Annotated in this window: 15 protein-coding genes; 7 read left to right on the forward strand and 8 right to left on the reverse strand. The window is 70.8% G+C overall.

Translation table 11 applies throughout. From position 1 onward, the window contains the following. Window positions 1–6: 6 nt before the first annotated feature. A complete protein-coding gene (locus tag ABH928_RS02215) occupies window positions 7–975 on the reverse strand; it encodes a pirin family protein (protein WP_370061298.1) in 969 nt (322 codons plus the stop codon). Between the two features lie 65 nt (window positions 976–1,040). After that, window positions 1,041–1,943, reverse strand: a complete 903-nt coding sequence (locus ABH928_RS02220) for a LysR substrate-binding domain-containing protein (protein ID WP_370061300.1) — start codon at window positions 1,941–1,943, stop codon at window positions 1,041–1,043. A gap of 122 nt (window positions 1,944–2,065) precedes the next feature. Between ABH928_RS02220 and ABH928_RS02225 the strand changes: the two genes are divergently transcribed. After that, window positions 2,066–2,620, forward strand: a complete 555-nt coding sequence (locus ABH928_RS02225) for a peroxiredoxin (RefSeq protein WP_370061302.1) — start codon at window positions 2,066–2,068, stop codon at window positions 2,618–2,620. Window positions 2,621–2,631: 11 nt separating this feature from the next. Beyond that, complete coding sequence (locus ABH928_RS02230; RefSeq protein ID WP_370061304.1) at window positions 2,632–3,162, forward strand: alkyl hydroperoxide reductase; 531 nt, start codon at window positions 2,632–2,634, stop codon at window positions 3,160–3,162. Between the two features lie 159 nt (window positions 3,163–3,321). Here the strand turns inward: ABH928_RS02230 and ABH928_RS02235 are convergent, their stop codons facing one another. The 4 genes from ABH928_RS02235 to ABH928_RS02250 all read right to left on the reverse strand — a co-directional run bounded on the left by ABH928_RS02235 (window position 3,322) and on the right by ABH928_RS02250 (window position 8,592). Then, a complete protein-coding gene (locus ABH928_RS02235; RefSeq protein WP_370061306.1) occupies window positions 3,322–4,764 on the reverse strand; it encodes an AI-2E family transporter in 1,443 nt (480 codons plus the stop codon). Window positions 4,765–5,107: 343 nt separating this feature from the next. Further along, entirely contained in the window at window positions 5,108–5,764 is a 657-nt protein-coding gene (locus ABH928_RS02240; protein WP_370061308.1) for a lytic transglycosylase domain-containing protein, read from the reverse strand. 492 nt (window positions 5,765–6,256) lie between these two features. Further along, window positions 6,257–7,579 carry a PhoH family protein gene (locus ABH928_RS02245; RefSeq protein WP_370061310.1) on the reverse strand — a complete coding sequence of 441 codons (1,323 nt, stop codon included), beginning with the start codon at window positions 7,577–7,579 and terminating at the stop codon, window positions 6,257–6,259. 221 nt (window positions 7,580–7,800) lie between these two features. Then, complete coding sequence (locus ABH928_RS02250; protein WP_370061312.1) at window positions 7,801–8,592, reverse strand: isoprenyl transferase; 792 nt, start codon at window positions 8,590–8,592, stop codon at window positions 7,801–7,803. A 92-nt stretch (window positions 8,593–8,684) separates the two neighbouring features. Here ABH928_RS02250 and mgrA point away from each other — a divergent pair, with 92 nt between their 5' ends. Together mgrA and ABH928_RS02260 are read left to right on the forward strand one after the other, a co-directional pair. Then, a complete protein-coding gene (gene mgrA / locus ABH928_RS02255) occupies window positions 8,685–9,725 on the forward strand; it encodes an L-glyceraldehyde 3-phosphate reductase (RefSeq protein ID WP_370061314.1) in 1,041 nt (346 codons plus the stop codon). Between the two features lie 259 nt (window positions 9,726–9,984). Further along, a complete protein-coding gene (locus ABH928_RS02260) occupies window positions 9,985–11,538 on the forward strand; it encodes a chitinase (protein ID WP_370061316.1) in 1,554 nt (517 codons plus the stop codon). Between the two features lie 75 nt (window positions 11,539–11,613). Here the strand turns inward: ABH928_RS02260 and ABH928_RS02265 are convergent, their stop codons facing one another. Continuing rightward, window positions 11,614–12,012, reverse strand: coding sequence for a RidA family protein (locus tag ABH928_RS02265; RefSeq protein ID WP_370061318.1), 399 nt, complete (start codon window positions 12,010–12,012; stop codon window positions 11,614–11,616). A gap of 117 nt (window positions 12,013–12,129) precedes the next feature. Here ABH928_RS02265 and ABH928_RS02270 point away from each other — a divergent pair, with 117 nt between their 5' ends. After that, window positions 12,130–13,395: an alanine racemase gene (locus ABH928_RS02270; protein WP_370061869.1), complete on the forward strand. Its 1,266-nt coding sequence runs from the start codon at window positions 12,130–12,132 to the stop codon at window positions 13,393–13,395. Window positions 13,396–13,412: 17 nt separating this feature from the next. Beyond that, complete coding sequence (locus ABH928_RS02275; RefSeq protein ID WP_370061320.1) at window positions 13,413–15,047, forward strand: amidohydrolase family protein; 1,635 nt, start codon at window positions 13,413–13,415, stop codon at window positions 15,045–15,047. Between the two features lie 3 nt (window positions 15,048–15,050). On the opposite strand, the gene ABH928_RS02280 is transcribed toward ABH928_RS02275, so the two are convergent. After that, window positions 15,051–16,451 (reverse strand): cellulase family glycosylhydrolase, encoded by a 1,401-nt coding sequence (locus tag ABH928_RS02280; protein ID WP_370061322.1) that lies wholly within the window; start codon window positions 16,449–16,451, stop codon window positions 15,051–15,053. A 136-nt stretch (window positions 16,452–16,587) separates the two neighbouring features. Here ABH928_RS02280 and ABH928_RS02285 point away from each other — a divergent pair, with 136 nt between their 5' ends. Then, window positions 16,588–17,226 (forward strand): hypothetical protein, encoded by a 639-nt coding sequence (locus ABH928_RS02285; RefSeq protein WP_370061324.1) that lies wholly within the window; start codon window positions 16,588–16,590, stop codon window positions 17,224–17,226. Window positions 17,227–17,241: the final 15 nt, after the last annotated feature.

Consider the following 17,241-nt stretch of genomic DNA (forward strand, 5'->3'; position numbering starts at 1 on the left):
CGTCGGTCAGCGCTCGCGGCCGCGCGGCTTGAGGCGGAGGGACGGGAGTTCGGGGGCCGGGATCGGGTGGCCGTCGTAGCCGTGGACCTCGCCGAAGCGGTCGCCGGCCATCCAGTCCTGGCGGGCGGCGGCGATCTCCTCGTGCGAGCGGCCGACAAAGTTCCACCACATGACCAGCTTCTCGGCGAAGGGCTCACCGCCCAGCAGCATCACGCTCGCCGGACCGTCGTCCGCGCGCAGCGGGAGGGAGCGGCGACCGCAGCCGAGGTAGAGCAGCGAGCCGGGCTCGATCCGGACGCCGTCGACCTCGGCGGCTCCGGACATGGCCAGGGCCGCGTACTCGAAGTCGGGTTGGAGCGGGAGTCGGGCCTCCGCGCCGGCGGCGATGGTGAGGTCGGCACCCAGCAGCGGCGTGAAGGTCCGGCCCGGGGAGGTCGCGCCGTCCAGGCTGCCGAGGATCACCGTGGCGTCCACGCCCTGGCCCTGGACCCGGGGCAGCTGCGGATGGTGGTCGAAGCTCGGCTCGGTGAAACGGTCGCCGTCCGGCAGCGCCACCCACAACTGCGCTCCGTGCAGCCACTTTCCGTGCGCCTTGGGCGAGCTCTCGGAGTGGGAGACGGCGTGACCCGCCGTCATCAGGCCCAGCTCGCGCGGGTGCACGGTCTGCACGGACCCGAGGCTGTCGCGGTGCTCGACGAATCCCTCGTGCAGCCAACTGACCGTCTGCAGGCCCATGTGCGGGTGCGGTGCGACCCGCATGCCGGACTCGTGCTCGATGTCGTCGGGACCGTAGTGGTCGACGAAGCACCACGCACCGATCATGCGCCGACCCAGGTTCGGCAGCAGCCGGCGGACCACCGTGCTCTCGCCGAGCTGGACCGGCTTGCCGGTCAGCAGCTCCCGGACGGGCTGCGCGGAGACGTCCTCACGTCCGCCGCAGAGCGTGGGCTGGGGCTTAACGTCGAGGTTGCTCATGCCGGTTCCTCCAGATCATCGCTGCCTCCACATCGCTGCCGCCGCATCGCTGTCTGCCCGGCAGCCTACGGCTCGATGATCCGGACCGGGAGTTCGCGCACCGCGACACGCAACGACTCGGCGAAGCGCTCGTACTCGGCCGTGCGCGGCGACGAGTTGCGGTGCGACAGGCCGATTCGCCGCCCCGGCGGAGGATCACTGAACCGGGTCGCGGCCAGCCCCGACGCGCGTCCGGTCTCCACCTGCACCGCCGTGGCCGGGAGCAGCGTCACCCCGAGGCCGCCCGCGACCAGTTGCACCAGCGTCGACAGCCCCGCCGCCCGCGTCGCGCCCGGCTCCGCACCGACCTCACGGCAGAGGTCGAGCGCCTGGTCCCGCAGGCAGTGGCCCTCCTCCAGCAGCAGCACGTCGAGGTCGAGCAGCACGTCGCGCGGCACGTCCACGCGTCCGGCGAGCTCGTGGTCGGGCGGGGTGACCAGCACGAAGTCTTCGTCGTAGAGGGGGATGTCGACCAGCCCCGCGCCACCGGGCAGCGCGAGCAGCAGCAGGTCGAGCCGACCGGACTGCAGCCCGTCGACCAGCTGGTGGGTGCGCTCCTCGTGGACGTGCAGGTCCAGGTCCGGGTAGTGGTCGCGGGCCAGCCGCAGCACGGTGGGCAGCAGGTAGGGCGCTATCGTCGGGATCACGCCGAGGTGCAGCGGCCCGGTGAACGGGCGTCGTGCGGCGTCGACCTCCTCCGTCAGCGCGTTGAGCTCGCCGAGCACGCACCGCGCCCGGACGGCGACACGCTCGCCGACGGGTGTGATGATGACCTTGCGGGTGGTGCGCTCCACCAGCTGGACGCCGAGCGCCTCTTCGAGCGCCGCGACGGCTCCGGACAACGCCGGCTGGCTCATCCGCAGCGAGGCCGCCGCCTCGCGGAAGTGCCGGAGCTCGGCCACCGCCACGAACGCGCGCAGCTGGGCCACGCTGGGGGTCTTACTGATAGCTTCCTCCGATCAACGGGTTCGATTGTAGCTATTTCCCTGATCAAAGCCGGTTGTGCGAGGTTGGCGGGGTACGTCACGCAACCCCCTGAGGAGACCCCTCCGTGCTGACCATCGGCGACAAGTTCCCCGAGTACGACCTCACTGCCTGCGTCTCGATCGAGTCCGGCAATGAGTTCGAGGCCATCAACCACAAGTCCTACGAGGGCAAGTGGCGCGTGGTGTTCTTCTGGCCGATGGACTTCACCTTCGTCTGCCCGACCGAGATCGCCGCCTTCGGCAAGCTGAACGACGAGTTCGCCGACCGCGACGCCCAGATCCTCGGCGTCTCCGGCGACTCCGAGTTCGTGCACCACGCCTGGCGCAAGGACCACAAGGACCTGCGCGACCTGCCCTTCCCGATGCTGGCCGACATCAAGCACGAGCTGATGCGCGACTGCGGCGTCGAGGGCGCGGACGGCACCGCCCAGCGCGCGGTCTTCATCGTCGACCCGAACAACGAGATCCAGTTCGTGATGGTCACCGCAGGTTCTGTGGGCCGCAACCCCAAGGAGGTCCTCCGGGTCCTCGACGCGCTGCAGACCGACGAGCTGTGCCCGTGCAACTGGAACAAGGGCGAGCAGACCCTGGACGCGGGCGCGCTGCTCGCGGCCGAGTGAGCAGGTAGTCGATGGCACTCGACGAACTGAAGGCAGCCCTCCCGGACTACGCCAAGGACCTCAAGCTCAACCTGGGCTCGGTCATCGGCAACGCGGACCTGCCCGAGCAGCAGCTCTGGGGCACGGTCCTGGCCTGCGCGATCGCCTCGCGCAGCGAGCGGGTGCTGGCCGAGCTGGAGCCGGAGGCCCGCGCCAACCTCAAGCCTGAGGCGTACGAGGCGGCGAAGGCCGCGGCGGCGATCATGGCGATGAACAACGTCTACTACCGGACGCTGCATCTGCTCTCCGACAAGGAGTACAGCACGATGCGGGCCGGCCTGCGGATGAACGTCATCGGCAACCCGGGCGTGGAGAAGGTCGACTTCGAGCTCTGGTCCCTGGCCGTCTCGGCGATCAACGGCTGCGGGCAGTGCCTGGACTCCCACGAGCAGGTGCTGCGCGCCGCGGGCGTCGACCGCGAGGTCGTCCAGGCCGCAGTCAAGATCGCCGCGGTCGTCCAGGCCGTCGGCGTGACGCTGGAGGCCGAAGGCCGCCTGGCCTGACGCTGACAGGAAGCTGCAACTTCCTTAGGGGCGCGAGGAACTGCGCGAGCAACCACCCAATGCGGATGGCCCTGTTCGTTCGATGAGTCACCACACAGGGGTGGCTTGTCGCGCAGTTCCCCGCGCCCCTGACGTTTGCAACGATCCCTCTGCGAACAACTACTCGCTCGCCGCAGCGCTCAGCGCCGCGCGGATGTCCTCGTCGACGTGGTAGCGCTGGCGGAGGTAGCCGACCGTGGTGTTGGTGACAGCCACCAGCGGGACCGCGACAATCGCCCCGCCGATGCCGCCGACGATCGAGCCGCAGGTCACTGCGAGGATCACCGCGAGCGGGTGGATCCGGACCGCGCGGCCGAGGATGAGGGGCTGGAGCAGGTGGCCCTCGATCTGCTGGACACCCAGCAGGATGGCCAGGACCAGCCCCGCAGTCACGATCCCGTGCGTCACCAGGCCGATCAGGACCGCGATGGTCCCCGTCACCAGCGCGCCCACCAGCGGGACGAACGCGCCGAGGAAGATGATCACCGCGATCGGCATCGCCAGCGGGACGCCCAGCAGGTAGATCCCGATACCGATCGACACCGCGTCGATGAACGCGACCATCACCGTGCCGCGCACGTACGCGGTCAGCGTCGCCCACGCGCGCGGGCCCGCGCCCGACATCGCCATGCGGGAGCGCAGCGGCAGCAACCGGAGCGTCCAGCCCCAGATCCGCTCGCCGTCGTAGAGCAGGAAGAACGTGCAGAAGGCGGCCAGGAAGACGCCGGTCACGATCTCCACCACGATGCCGACCGTGGAGAAGCCGAACGAGGTGATCTGGTCGCTGTTGGTGCCCACGACCTTGGTCAGCTGGTTGGCGAACTCGTTGATCTGCTTGTCGGTGAGGTGCATCGGCCCGGTCTCGAGCCAGTGCTTGATCTGCAGGATGCCGGTCTGGACGTGGTCGGTGACCTGGTTGAGGTTGGTGCTGACCTGCCAGACCACGAACCAGGCGACCAGCGCGATGCCGATCAGCCCGCCGAGGAAGGTCATCGCGGTGGCCAGGCCGCGGGGGACGCCGTGGCGGCGGAACCACGAGACGGTCGGCTGCAGCAGCGCGCTGATCAGCAGCGCCGCGACGAAGGCGAAGGCGACGATCCGCAGCGTGCCGATGATCCGGAACAGGAAGTACAGGCCCGCGCCGACGATCAGCAGGCGCGCGATGCCCTCGGCGGCCACCCGCAGCGTCCACGGGACGGCCTCGGAGGGGTGCGCGGGGCGCGCCGGATACGGCGGCTGGCCGTTCACCGCGCCGCCGTTCACGCCGCCGTTGACGCCGCCGTTCACCGCGCCGCCGTTGACGCCACCGGTCACGCCGCCGTTCACGCCGCCGTTGGCGCCGTTCACCGCGCCCGCGGGCAGCCCGCCGGATCCGTCCGCAGTGCCCTCGACCGAGGCGGCCGGCACCGGGATCGGATGCGGCTCGGCCGCGCGCACCTCGATCGGGTGCGGCTCGATCGGGACGTGGACGACCGGGTCCGGCTGCGGGGACGCCTCGGCCTCGGCGCGCCTACGGGCGAGACGCCCGATCAACGCCGACCATCCGCCGCCCTCGCCCGTCATTCCGTCCGCCCCTTCTCCCTGTCGCACGTACCGGTGTCGCACATGCCTGTGTCGCACCTGTCGGTACGGCCTCGAACGCTACCGGGTGCAGCGGGTCACCGGGGCAACGGCACCCGTGGATCGGGGAGACATCAGGGAGATGTCGGGGATCAGATCAAAATCTTTCGGACAAATCAGGAGAAAGAGGTTTAGCCCTGCTGGGGCGCGGGGACGGTGGTTCACGAGGCCGTCCCGCACACGCGGCCTCTCCGTGGGAGAAGTAGGAAGCCCCCGATCGGACAGGGATCGGGGGCTTCCACACGTTCAGCGCCAGGCCGGAACCGGCAACGCCGGCTGGACCGGATCAGTACCAGCTGTGGGCCTGCCAGAAGGACCACGCGCCGCAGGGGCTGCCGTAGCGGGAGTTCATGTAGTTCAGGCCCCACCGTATCTGCGTGGCCGGGTTCGTCTGCCAGTCGGCGCCGGCAGAGGCCATCTTGTCGCCGGGCAGCGCCTGGACCAGGCCGTACGCGCCGGATGACGCGTTGGTCGCCTGGTAGTTCCAGCCGCTCTCACGGGTGACGATCTGGCTGAAGCACTCGAACTGGGTGGTGCTCCCGATGATCGACGCGGCCAGCGCCTGGACGGAGCCGGGGCTGTAGGAGACCAGTTGGGCACGCTGCGCCGCAGCCTCGCGGCTGGCGGCCTCCTGCGCTGCCGCGGCGGCGGCACGAGCAGCCGCTGCGGCCTCCGCTTCCGCCTTGGCGTGGGCAGTCTTGGCGGCCTGCAGGCGGGCTTCCTGGGCGGCGACCTTCTGTGCGGTGACAGTGGCCGCTGCCTGCTGGGCGTCACTCTGGCGGTACAGGTTGTCACTGACGACCTGAGCCGAGTTGCCCGACGGGATTGCGGAGAGGAGGGTCGAGCCTGCGACGTCGGACACCTGGGCAGGCTTCGCCTCACCCGAGGCGACGCCGACAACGGCGCCGACGGCAGTCACGGCAGTGGCGGAGGCCACGGCCATCCCCCGAACCGAAATCCGGTTCACATGGTTTCCTTCCAGCGTCGCCCGCGTGGTGACCGAACGGACGAACCCCGCCCTTGACGCTGGCCTCCCCGGTGCACTGGTCACGGAAGACGCGGGCCCGCTCGCGCCCCGGTTTCCCGGAGCACGTTTCAAAATCGGGCGGCGTGCGGCCTCACGATGTTCAGTTGTTGTGTGTGGATTGCGAGCGGATGGTGCATGTTCCGCTTGCAAGTCGTGCCGCACGCAGGGCCTGACAGATCCCACACACTGCCGCACGGCGGCGCGCAAGCGCAATTCCCCTCTGCGTGGCGAAGCTCACATGGCTCATTGAGCCACCAATTCACGCCAGTCACTCGCCTGACAGATGACGAATCGTTACGCTGCTGTGCCCTCCCGGCGCGGAACCGGGAGGGCACAGGGGTTATGGGCGACTGACATGCGGTTCGGCGGTTTTGAGGCCGCCTCAGCTGCTTCGGGCGCTTCAGGTGGTTAGGGCTGAATGTCCTCCAGCATCTCGGTCACCAGTGCGGCGATCGGCGAACGCTCCGAACGGTTGAGCGTCACGTGGGCGAAGAGCGGATGCCCCTTCAGCTTCTCCACGACGGCCACAACCCCGTCGTACCGACCAACCCTCAGGTTGTCGCGCTGCGCGACGTCGTGGGTGAGCACGACCCGCGAACCCTGCCCGATTCGGGACAGAACGGTCAGCAGGACGTTGCGTTCCAGCGACTGCGCCTCGTCGACGATGACGTAGGCGTCGTGCAGCGAGCGCCCGCGGATGTGAGTGAGCGGCAGTACCTCCAGCATCCCGCGGGAGAGCACCTCCTCGATCACGTCCGGGGTGGTCACCGCGGAGAGGGTGTCGAAGACGGCCTGAGCCCAGGGGCTCATCTTCTCCGACTCGGAGCCCGGGAGGTAGCCCAGCTCCTGCCCGCCGACCGCGTAGAGAGGCCGGAAGACCATCACCTTGCGGTGCTGACGCCGCTCCAGCACGGCCTCCAGACCCGCGCAGAGCGCCAGCGCGGACTTGCCGGTGCCGGCCCGACCGCCCAGCGAGACGATCCCCACCTCCTGGTCCAGCAGCAGGTCCAGCGCCACCCGCTGCTCCGCGCTGCGCCCGCGCAGCCCGAAGGCCTCGCGGTCACCGCGCACCAGCCGGACCCGACCGTCGGCGGTCACCCGTCCCAGCGCGCGCCCGCGCTCGGAGGTGATCACCAACCCGGTGTGCACGGGGAGCTCCCGCGCCGCCGGGATGTCGATCGGATCGCCCGTGAACAGGCCGTCAACCTCCTCAGCACTGACGGCCAGATCGGACATTCCGGTCCAACCGGAGGTGATGGCCAGCTCCGCGCGGTACTCCTCGGCCAACAGGCCGACGGAGGAGGCCTTGACGCGCAGCGGCAGGTCCTTGGAGACGACGGTGACGTCGAACCCCTCGGCCTGGAGGTTCCTCGCCACGGCGAGGATCCGGGTGTCGGCGTCTCCCAGCCGGTATCCGGCGGGGAGGACGGCGGGGTCGGTGTGGTTCAGCTCGACCCTGATCGTGCCGCCGAGTTCGCCCACCGGGATCGGGGCGTCCAACCGGCCGTAGCGGACCCGGTAGTCGTCCAGCAGACGCAGCGCCTGCCGGGCGAAGTAGCCGAGCTCAGGGTGGTGCCTCTTGGCTTCCAACTCGGTCACCACGACCACGGGAAGCACGACCTCGTGCTCCTCGAACCTGGTCATGGCGCTCGGGTCAGCCAGCAGGACACTGGTGTCGAGGACGTACGTGCGCCGGTCGTGCGTACTCCGGCGGCTCTTCGAACTGACCACAGGGCCTCCCGGGCGAGTGGCCCGCTGCCACCCGCGGTTCACCGTCGCCCTCGGCCCCGATGGCCGAGGTCACGGTCTGACTCCGGTTATTCCCCAGGCGTCTCATTCCATGCAGGACGCATGCGGTTGTCGACGGATCTTCACCATGCCGTCATGCTTCGGGGGCGCGTCGCGCGGGTCCCCGACGTGGTGCGACGTCCCCAACGTGCCCTGAGCGGGAATCAGCCGCCGTAGCGGCGGTTGCGGGCGGCGTAGTCGCGGAGGGCGCGGAGGAAGTCGACTTTGCGGAAGGCCGGCCAGTACGCCTCGCAGAAGTAGAACTCCGAGTGCGCCGACTGCCACAGCAGGAAGCCGGAGAGCCGCTGCTCACCCGACGTGCGGATGACCAGGTCCGGGTCCGGCTGGCCGCTGGTGTAGAGGTGGCGGGCGATCTGCTCGACGTCGATCATCTCGGCGACCTGCTCCAGCGGCGTCCCCGCCGCTGCCTGCTCCTGGAGCAGCTTCCGCACCGCCTCGGCGATCTCGTGCCGACCGCCGTAGCCGACGGCCACGTTGACCAGCAGGCCCTTGTGGTCCGCGGTGTCCTGGTCCGCCGCCTTCAGCACCGACGCCGTCGACTCCGGCAGGAGATCCAGCGCGCCGACCGGGTGGACCCGCCAGCGGCCGGAGGCGGCGAGACCGCGGACGGCCTCCTCGATGATGCCGAGCAGCGGCACCAGCTCCTCGGCCGGCCGGGTCAGGTTGTCCGTGGACAGCAGCCACAGGGTGACCACCTCGACGCCGGTCTCCTCGCACCAACCGAGGAACTCCGGGATCTTGTCCGCGCCGGTCTGGTGCCCGTCCGCCGTCGACATGCCCGCCGCGCGGGCCCAGCGGCGGTTGCCGTCGAGCATGACCCCGACGTGGCGCGGCCCGCGCCTGCGGTCCAGATGCGCCTCGACGCGGTATCCGTAGAGGCCGTAGACGACGTTCCGGAGCAGCGGGGAACGCCGGACCCATCCTCCGAGATCCATGTCGGCCCCTCCGTGTGCTCGCCGGTGCGGGGCCACCCTACTCCCCACCGGTTAATGTTCCGTGAGGAGACAAAACCCACGGAGAGGCCCCCATGATCCCCGCTCCCTACCGGCCTGCCGAGAACCGCTACGACGGTTCGATGAAGTACCGCCGGACCGGCCGCAGCGGCCTCAAGCTGCCCGAGATCTCGCTCGGCCTGTGGCACAACTTCGGCGACGACCGGACGCTCGCCTCCCAGCGTGCCATCCTGCGCCGGGCGTTCGACCTGGGCGTGACCCACTTCGACCTGGCCAACAACTACGGCCCGCCGTACGGCTCGGCCGAGGCCAACTTCGGCCGCCACCTGGCGGCCGACTTCCGACCGTTCCGCGACGAGCTGGTGATCTCGACCAAGGCGGGCTACGACATGTGGCCCGGCCCGTACGGCGAGTGGGGCTCGCGCAAGTACCTGACCGCCAGCCTGGACCAGTCGCTGACGCGGATGGGCCTCGACTACGTCGACATCTTCTACTCGCACCGGTTCGACCCGGAGACGCCACTGGAGGAGACGATGGGCGCGCTGGCGTCCGCCGTCCGGCAGGGCAAGGCGCTCTATGTCGGCATCTCCTCCTACAGCGCCGAGAAGACCCGCGAGGCCGCCGCGATCCTGCGCGACCTGGGCGTCCCGCTGCTGATCCATCAGCCGTCCTACTCGATGCTGAACCGCTGGATCGAGGACGACTCCCTGCTGGACACGCTGGAGGCCGAGGGCGCGGGCTGCATCGGCTTCGCGCCGCTGTCCCAGGGCATCCTGACGGACCGTTATCTGCACGGCGTCCCCGCCGACTCGCGTGCGGCGCAGGGCAAGTCGCTGGATCCGGCGTCCATCGACGAGCGGACGCTCGCCAAGCTGCGCGGCCTCAACGAGATCGCGGCCGGACGCGGCCAGTCGCTGGCCCAGCTGGCGCTGAGCTGGCTGCTGCGCGACCCGCGGATGACCTCGGCGCTGATCGGAGCCTCCTCGGTGGCCCAGCTGGAGTCGAACGTCGCCGCGGTGCAGGGCGCTCCGCTGAGCGACGAGGAATTGGCCGAAATCGATCGCTACGCGACCGACGCGGACCTCAACCTCTGGGCGAAGTCCAGCGAGGACTGAGTCGCGAGGGCATTTCTGCACGCCACTGGTCCAGGCCCCGACTGAAGCGAACGCTCCAGTTGTGGTCTGGACCATATGTATGCGGGTCGGCGGCCCAGTCACCCGCACTGAACAGCCAATTTCCTTACGCACCGCGACCTTAACCACGCCTTAAGCGCGTTTCTGACCTCTTGACAGGAGAACTGGTCTAGTCCAACTTGTGTGGCGGGTTTCACTTCCTGTCTTCCCCCGCTTCCCCCACAGTTGAGGACAGACCGCCATGCCATCCCCCCGTACTGTGAACGCCGCGCTGGCCTCCGTGGCCGCGCTGGGACTCGGCCTCACCGGCCTGGTCGCGCTGAGCGGCGGCGCCTCCGCCGCCACCGCCAACCTCGTGGTCAATCCCGGTTTCGAGACCGGGACCCTGGCCAACTGGACCTGTGACCCCGGCACCGCCGCGGTCACCACGACCACCGTCCACTCCGGCTCCCACGCGCTGGCGGCGACCCCCACCGCCTCCGACGACGCCCAGTGCACGCAGACCATCAGCGTCCAGCCCAACTCGTCCTACACGCTGAGCGCGTGGGTCAACGGGCCGTACGCCTACCTCGGCACCCAGGGCGACGGCACCACGGACGTCAGCACCTGGTCGAACACCAACTCCTGGAACCAGCTGAGCACCAGCTTCACCACCGGGGCGTCCACCAGCAGCGTCACCATCTACCTGCACGGCTGGTACGGGGAGTCGACGTACTACGCGGACGACGTGGTGCTGAGCGGCGCGGCCGGTCCCAGCCCGAGCCCGACGCAGAGCGGCAGCCCGTCGCCGAGCGCCAGCGCGTCCCCATCGTCGAGCCCGAGTTCCTCTCCGACGCCGACGGCCACGGCCACGACGCCGACCCCCACGTCCACGGCGACCGGCAGCGGTGGCGGGGGCAACCCGAAGCACTGGGTGACCGGCTACTGGCAGGACTTCGACAACGGCGCGACCGACCAGACGATCGCCGACGTCAACCCGGAGTACAACCTGATCGCGGTGGCCTTCGCCAACGCGGACTCGGCCGGGGACGGCGGCATCACCTTCGCGCTCGACCCGACGCTGCAGAGCAAGCTCGGCGGCTACACCGACGCGCAGTTCAAGGCGGACATCGCCGCCAAGCAGGCGGCCGGCGACAAGGTGATCCTCTCGGTGGGCGGCCAGAACGGCACCATCTCTATCACCAGCGCCGCGCAGGCCACCGCCTTCGCGGACAGCGCGTACTCGATCATCCAGCAGTACGGCTTCAACGGCGTGGACATCGACCTGGAGAACGGGCTCAACCCGACCTACATGTCCTCGGCACTGCACCAGCTGGCAGCAAAGGTGGGGTCGGGCTTCATCCTGACCATGGCCCCGCAGACGATCGACGTGCTGAACTCCTCGTCCGACTACCTGGCCACCGCGCTGCAGGTGAAGGACATCCTGACGATCATGAACACCCAGTACTACAACTCGGGTTCCATGAACGGCTGTGACGGCGGCGTCTACTCCGAGGGCAGCGTCGACTTCATCACCTCGCTCGCCTGCACCGCGATCCAGGCGGGCCTGAGCCCGAACCAGGTCGGCATCGGCGTCCCCGCGTCGAGCAGCGCGGCGGGCAGCGGTTACGTCGCGCCGAGCGTGGTCGAGAACGCCCTGAACTGCCTGGCCAAGGGCACCGGCTGCGGCACCTTCAAGCCCAGCACCACGTGGCCGACCATCGGCGGCGTGATGACCTGGTCGACCGCCTGGGACGCCAGCAACGGCAACCAGTTCGCCACCAACGAGGGCGCGTTCGTCCACGCGATGCCGTAACGCGGCACAGGACGGAGGACTGCCCGCCGTAGCCTGCCCGCCGTGCTTCACGAAGCGCGGCGGGCAGTCGCGCGCTCAGTCGGTCACGGCCAGGGCGTCGATCTCGACCAGCAGACCGGCCGGGAGGCCCACGTAGACCGTGGTGCGGGCCGGGACGTCGCCGTCCGGCAGCTCCTTGGCGAACCACGCGTCGTACACGGCGTTGAGCTCGGCGAAGTGCGCGGTGTCGGTGAGGTAGACGCGCATCATCACCAGGTCGCCCCAGCTCGCGCCGCCCTCGCTGAGCACGGCTCCGATGTTGCGCAGCGTCTGCTCGACCTGCTCGGTGAGGCCGGGGCCGACGGGGGCGCCGGTGGCGGGATCGGCGCCGACCTGCCCGGCGACCTGCAACAGACCGCCCTTGGCCACGCCCTGCGAGAAACTGGCGACCGGGGTCGGGGCGTGCTCGGTCCGGATCACTCGCTTGCTGCTCATGCGGCTTGCTCCTCGGCGCTCTGGGGGTACTCCGACGGACTGCTGTCAGGCAGGATATGCAACGGATGTTGCACACGGTGCAACCACATCGGCATCCGAGGGAGTCGCTTCATGGGCATGGACCAGGCCGCGCTCGACACGCTGGGCGAGACCGCTGTCGACTGGCGCTTCAAGGGCATGCCGCTGGGCACGTCGACGACGACCGTCGACCGGATGCGGGACGCCAAGCTGAACCTCTTCGAGGACGGTTTCGTCACTCCCCTGCTCACGCTTGAGTCGACGGCGCTGGCCCACAACCTGGAGCTGATGGCCTCCTGGGCAGCACGCCACGGCCTGGCCCACGCTCCGCACGGCAAGACGCCGCTGGCCCCGCAGCTGATGCAGCGTCAGCTGGAGCTCGGCGCCTGGGGCATCACCGCGGCCACGCCCTCGCACGTCCGGATGTACCGGCACTTCGGCGTCCAGCGGATCTTCCTCGGCAACGAGCTGGTCGACGCGCCCGCGCTGCGCTGGCTGAGCGACGAGCTGGCGGCGGACCCGGAGTTCCGGTTCGTCTGCTACGTCGACTCGGTGCGCGGCGTCGAGCTGATGGACGCGGCGCTCAGCCACCGCATGGACGTGGTGGTCGAGCTGGGCGCGACCGGCTCGCGCACCGGCGTGCGGACGGCGGCGGAGGCGGACGAGGTGGCGCAGGCGGTCCGCGCCTCGCGCCGGCTGCGGCTGGTCGGCGTCGCGGGCTACGAGGGCACGCTGCCCGACGTGGACGCGGCCCGGACGGTCGTGGCCGCCTGGATGGCGAACCTGGTGGCGACGGCCCACCGCTTCGACGCGGCAAGGCACTTCGCCGACGCCGACGAGATCGTCGTCAGTGCGGGCGGCAGCGAGCACTTCGACCTGGTCGCCGCCGCGCTGACCGAGGAAGCGCTGACACTCTCCCGTCCGGTGCTGCGCCTGTTGCGCTCCGGCGCGTACGTCACGCACGACCACCTCCACTACGCCCGGATCACCCCGCTCACCGACGAGTCGGAGCACTTCCTCCCCGCCCTGAAGCTCTGGGCGCAGGTCGTCTCCCGCCCCGAGCCGGGGCTCGCACTGGTGAACGCGGGCAAGCGGGACGTGCCGTACGACCTCGGCCTCCCGGTCCCGCTGCAGATCCGCACGCCGACAGGGCTGCTGCGCAAGGCCGACGGCCTGACCGTGACCAAGCTGTCCGACCAGCACGCCTTCGTCGAACTCGCCCCGGACGCGGCCCCGCTGGAGGTCGGCGACTGGCTCGCTCTCGGGTTGTCCCACCCCTGCACGGCCTTCGAGAAGTGGCAGTTGATCCCCGAGGTCTCCGCCGACGGACAGACGGTCGTCGACTACATCCGCACCTTCTTCTGAGCCCGGCCACCCACCCCATGCGAACGGTCCTGCGCGGCGCGCTCGTCGTCGACGGCAGCGGCGGCGCGCCCTACCGCGCCGACGCCGTCCTCGACGACGGCCCCGAGGGCGGCCAGATCGCCCGGCTGCACCGCGAGGGCGCGCCCGGTCCCCGGCCGGGCGCGGCACCGGGCAACGGTCGGGTGATCGACGCGGACGGACTCGCGCTCGCGCCCGGCTTCGTCGACATGCACGCGCACTCCGATCTGGCACTGCTCACCGATCCCGGGCACGAGGCCAAGGTCGCCCAGGGCGTGACGCTGGAGGTGCTGGGCCAGGACGGCCTCTCCTACGCACCCGTGGACGACACGACGCTGGCCGGGCTGCGCCGCCAGCTGGCCGGCTGGAACGGCGATCCGGACCCCGCCGATCTGGACTGGAACTGGCGCACCGTCGGCGAGTACCTGGACCGGCTCGACCAGGGCATCGCCGTCAACGCCGCCTACCTCGTCCCGCAGGGCACGCTCCGCGCCCTCGTCCTGGGCTGGGAGGACCGCCCCGCGACGGCCGCCGAGCTGCAGCGGATGCGCGGGCTGCTCGCGCAGGGGCTGACCGAGGGCGCGGTCGGCATGTCGTCCGGGCTGACCTACACCCCGGGGATGTACGCCGACACCGCCGAACTCACCACGCTCTGCGAGGTGGTGGCCGCGTACGGCGGCTACTACTGCCCGCACCACCGCTCCTACGGCGCGGGCGCGCTCGACGCCTACGCGGAGATGGTCGCGGTGGCCGGCGCCTCCGGCTGCGCGCTGCACCTGGCCCACGCCACCATGAACTTCGAGGTCAACCGGGGCCGCGCGGGCGAGCTGCTGACGCTGGTCGACGCGGCGCTCGCGAACGGCGTGGACCTGACTCTCGACAGCTACCCCTACCTCCCGGGGTCCACCACCCTGGCCGCGCTGTTGCCCGGTTGGGCGACCGCGGGCGGACCGGAGCAGACCCTGCGCCGGCTCGGCGATCCGGCGGCACTGACCCGGATCCGCGCCGACCTGGAGGTGCACGGTTCGGACGGCTGCCACGGCGTCGTCGCCGACTGGGACACCGTGCAGGTCAGCGGCGTCCGCACGGCCTCGCTGCGCTCCTGCGTCTCCCTGACGGTCAGTCAACTTGCGGCGCGGGACGGCGTCGAGCCGTTCGCGGCGTTCACGCGCCTGCTGGTCGAGGACGGCCTCGGTACGACGATCCTCCAGCATGTCGGCGACGAGGCGAACGTGCGCGCGATCATGCGGCATCCGGTGCACTGCGGCGGCAGCGACGGCCTGCTGGTCGGCGACCGGCCGCATCCCCGCGCCCACGGCACGTTCCCACGCTATCTCGGCCACTACGTAGGCGAGTTGGGCGTGCTCGGGCTGGCGGAGTGCGTCCGGCACCTGGCCGCGACCCCGGCGCGGCGGCTGGGCCTGCACGACCGCGGGCAGGTCCGCGAGGGGTGGCGGGCCGACCTGGTCCTCTTCGACCCGACGGAGGTCGCGGACGAGGCCACCTACGACCAGCCCCGGCGGCTGCCGCGCGGCATCCCGTACGTCTTCGTCGACGGCGTCGCGGTGCTGGACGACGGGCGGCGCACCGCCGCCCTGCCGGGCCGCTCGGTGCGGCGGTCCGTCATGCGGTAGACCTCAACCCACGTTCTGCGTCGGCGTCGACGGGGTCAGTTGGAGCGTGTGCAGGGTGCCGGGGACGGGCTTCTTCTCGGTGAGCGACAGGATGTGCCGCACCGGGTCCCAGGTGTAGCTGCACGCGGCGTCGAACTCGATCTGCGGCCCGTTCGGGAAGTCCGACGGCGGCAGGTAGACGTCGGTGGAGCCGGTCACCCCGGCCGCGTCGCGGAACTGGAGGGTGAAGACCAGCGTGCCCTTGTCGTAGTCGAACTCCACCGGCACCCCGGCCACCGCACGGGGATAGGCGGTCTGCAGCACACCCGCCAGGTCCGCCTGCCTGCCGGGCGCGGCCCAGGGCGACCACGGGCCGGGCGCGGCGCTCCAGTACGCGGAGCCGACCATCATCTGGTCGAACAGCGCCTGCGTGTGGTCGACGTAGAGGTGCGCGCCGACGGCGTTGCTGTTCACCGTCCAGCCGCCGACCAGCACCGGCGCGTCCAGCCGGGCCGCGGTCCTGGCCACCTGGATCTGCCAGGACGCCGCCGCCCGGTCCGTCATGAAGGCGCTGGTGCCGCTGTACGAGCCGGACGGGTCCAGCGGAGCCGGGTAGAACTGCGGCGCGTAGCCGATCCGCGCGCCCCCCGACCGGGGGTCGGTGAGCGCGGGCAGCGCGCTCGGCAGGCCCCAGTCCGTGGCGACCGCCTCGGGCTCGACGAAGAGCCAGCGCTCGGAGTCGACCGCACGGATGTCGTCGATGACGCGCTGGTAGAAGTGCGCCAGCGGTCCGGACTCGAACGCCGCGCCCTGGACGGAGCCGCCCCAGGGACGGTCGATCAGGTCGAAGCCGAGGATCGGGTCGACGCCCTTCATCCCGCGCTGGTCGAGGTAGTCGGCGATGTGCACCCAGGCGGCGGCGTAGCGCTGCTGCAGGTCGGGCCGGTCGCCGCGGGTGCCCCAGAACTCGTCGGCCGCCTGCGTGGACGCGGCGTCGACGGTCGCGGGCGCGACGGGCGTGCCCGGTGGCAGGCCGTAGGCGTCCTGCTCCATGGCCAGCACGACGTGGTCGCCCTGGGCCGCGTACCAGCCGATGCGCTGGACGATCCCGGCCAGGTAGGCGTCGTCGTACCGGCCGGGCCGGGGCTCGACCCTGCTCCAACTCAGCATGATGCGGGCGTAGTCGTCGCCGAGCGCGTTGTACTCGGCCGCCGCGGCCTGCCCGGAGCTCACCGCGCTGCCGCCGTCGGCGTCCAGGCCGTCGAGGATCAGCGCACGCCCCTGACTATCCGTCAGAAATGGCGGCGCTATGGACACTCCCTGCGCCGCGGGCGTACCGACGTGCACCAGCAACCCGGCCGCGCACGCGATCACGACCAGCGTCACCAGCAGTCGGAGCAGCCGACCACGTCTCCGCCTCCGCATGACGCCTCCCCCCGGACCAGGCAACTGCAGTGATCCTAGATCGCGTTCCTGGGCGCCCACAGGGAGAGGGGTACTGATCGGGTATCAACATCGCCTTGTCGCCCGCACGCATGAACACCCGCGCTACAGTCCGGCCATGTCCGCGTTGCCGCACACCACGCGCTCCCCGCATCCACAACTGGACCGCCCTCGCCTGGTGCTGACCGCAGGCGTCGCGACCGCCCTGCTGCTGGTGCTCGCGCTGGGCACGGACACCGTCTGGCTGGCGCTGACCGATGCGTACGGCGGGCGACTGCTTCGGCCCGCCGCGCTCGGGCTGCCGCTCTTCCTGCCCGGCCTGCGCCCGGACCCGCGCGGCGACACCACCTGGGCCTACCTGTGGTGCGAGGACTTCGCGGCGCTGCTGTTGGTCGGCGCGGTCGCGCTGGTGCTGCGGCGGCACGTGCTGCGGCACCCGTACGCGTCCCGGCTGCACCGGCTGATCACCGGCTGGGGAGCGGTGGTGCTCGGCGGCGCGGTGGCGGGCCTCTTCCGGGGGCTGGTCGAGGCGCGGATGACGGGCGACGGCCCGATCGGCTGGACCGGGTACCCGGTCACCGGGGCGGTCGCCGGAGCACTCTGGGGTGTCGCGCTGGGCTGGACCGTCGGCGTGACCGTCGCGGCGGTCTCGCGCGGCGCGACGCTGCGCCGGATCGCGCGCGGGGTGGTGCGCCTGGGCGGTGTGGGCGGCAGACGGGCGGGGGTCAGGATGGCGGAAATCACCCGGCGTCCCTGATCGCCAGGCACTAAG

This window comes from Streptacidiphilus sp. MAP5-3 (assembly GCF_041262505.1).
GTDB lineage: Bacteria > Actinomycetota > Actinomycetes > Streptomycetales > Streptomycetaceae > Streptacidiphilus.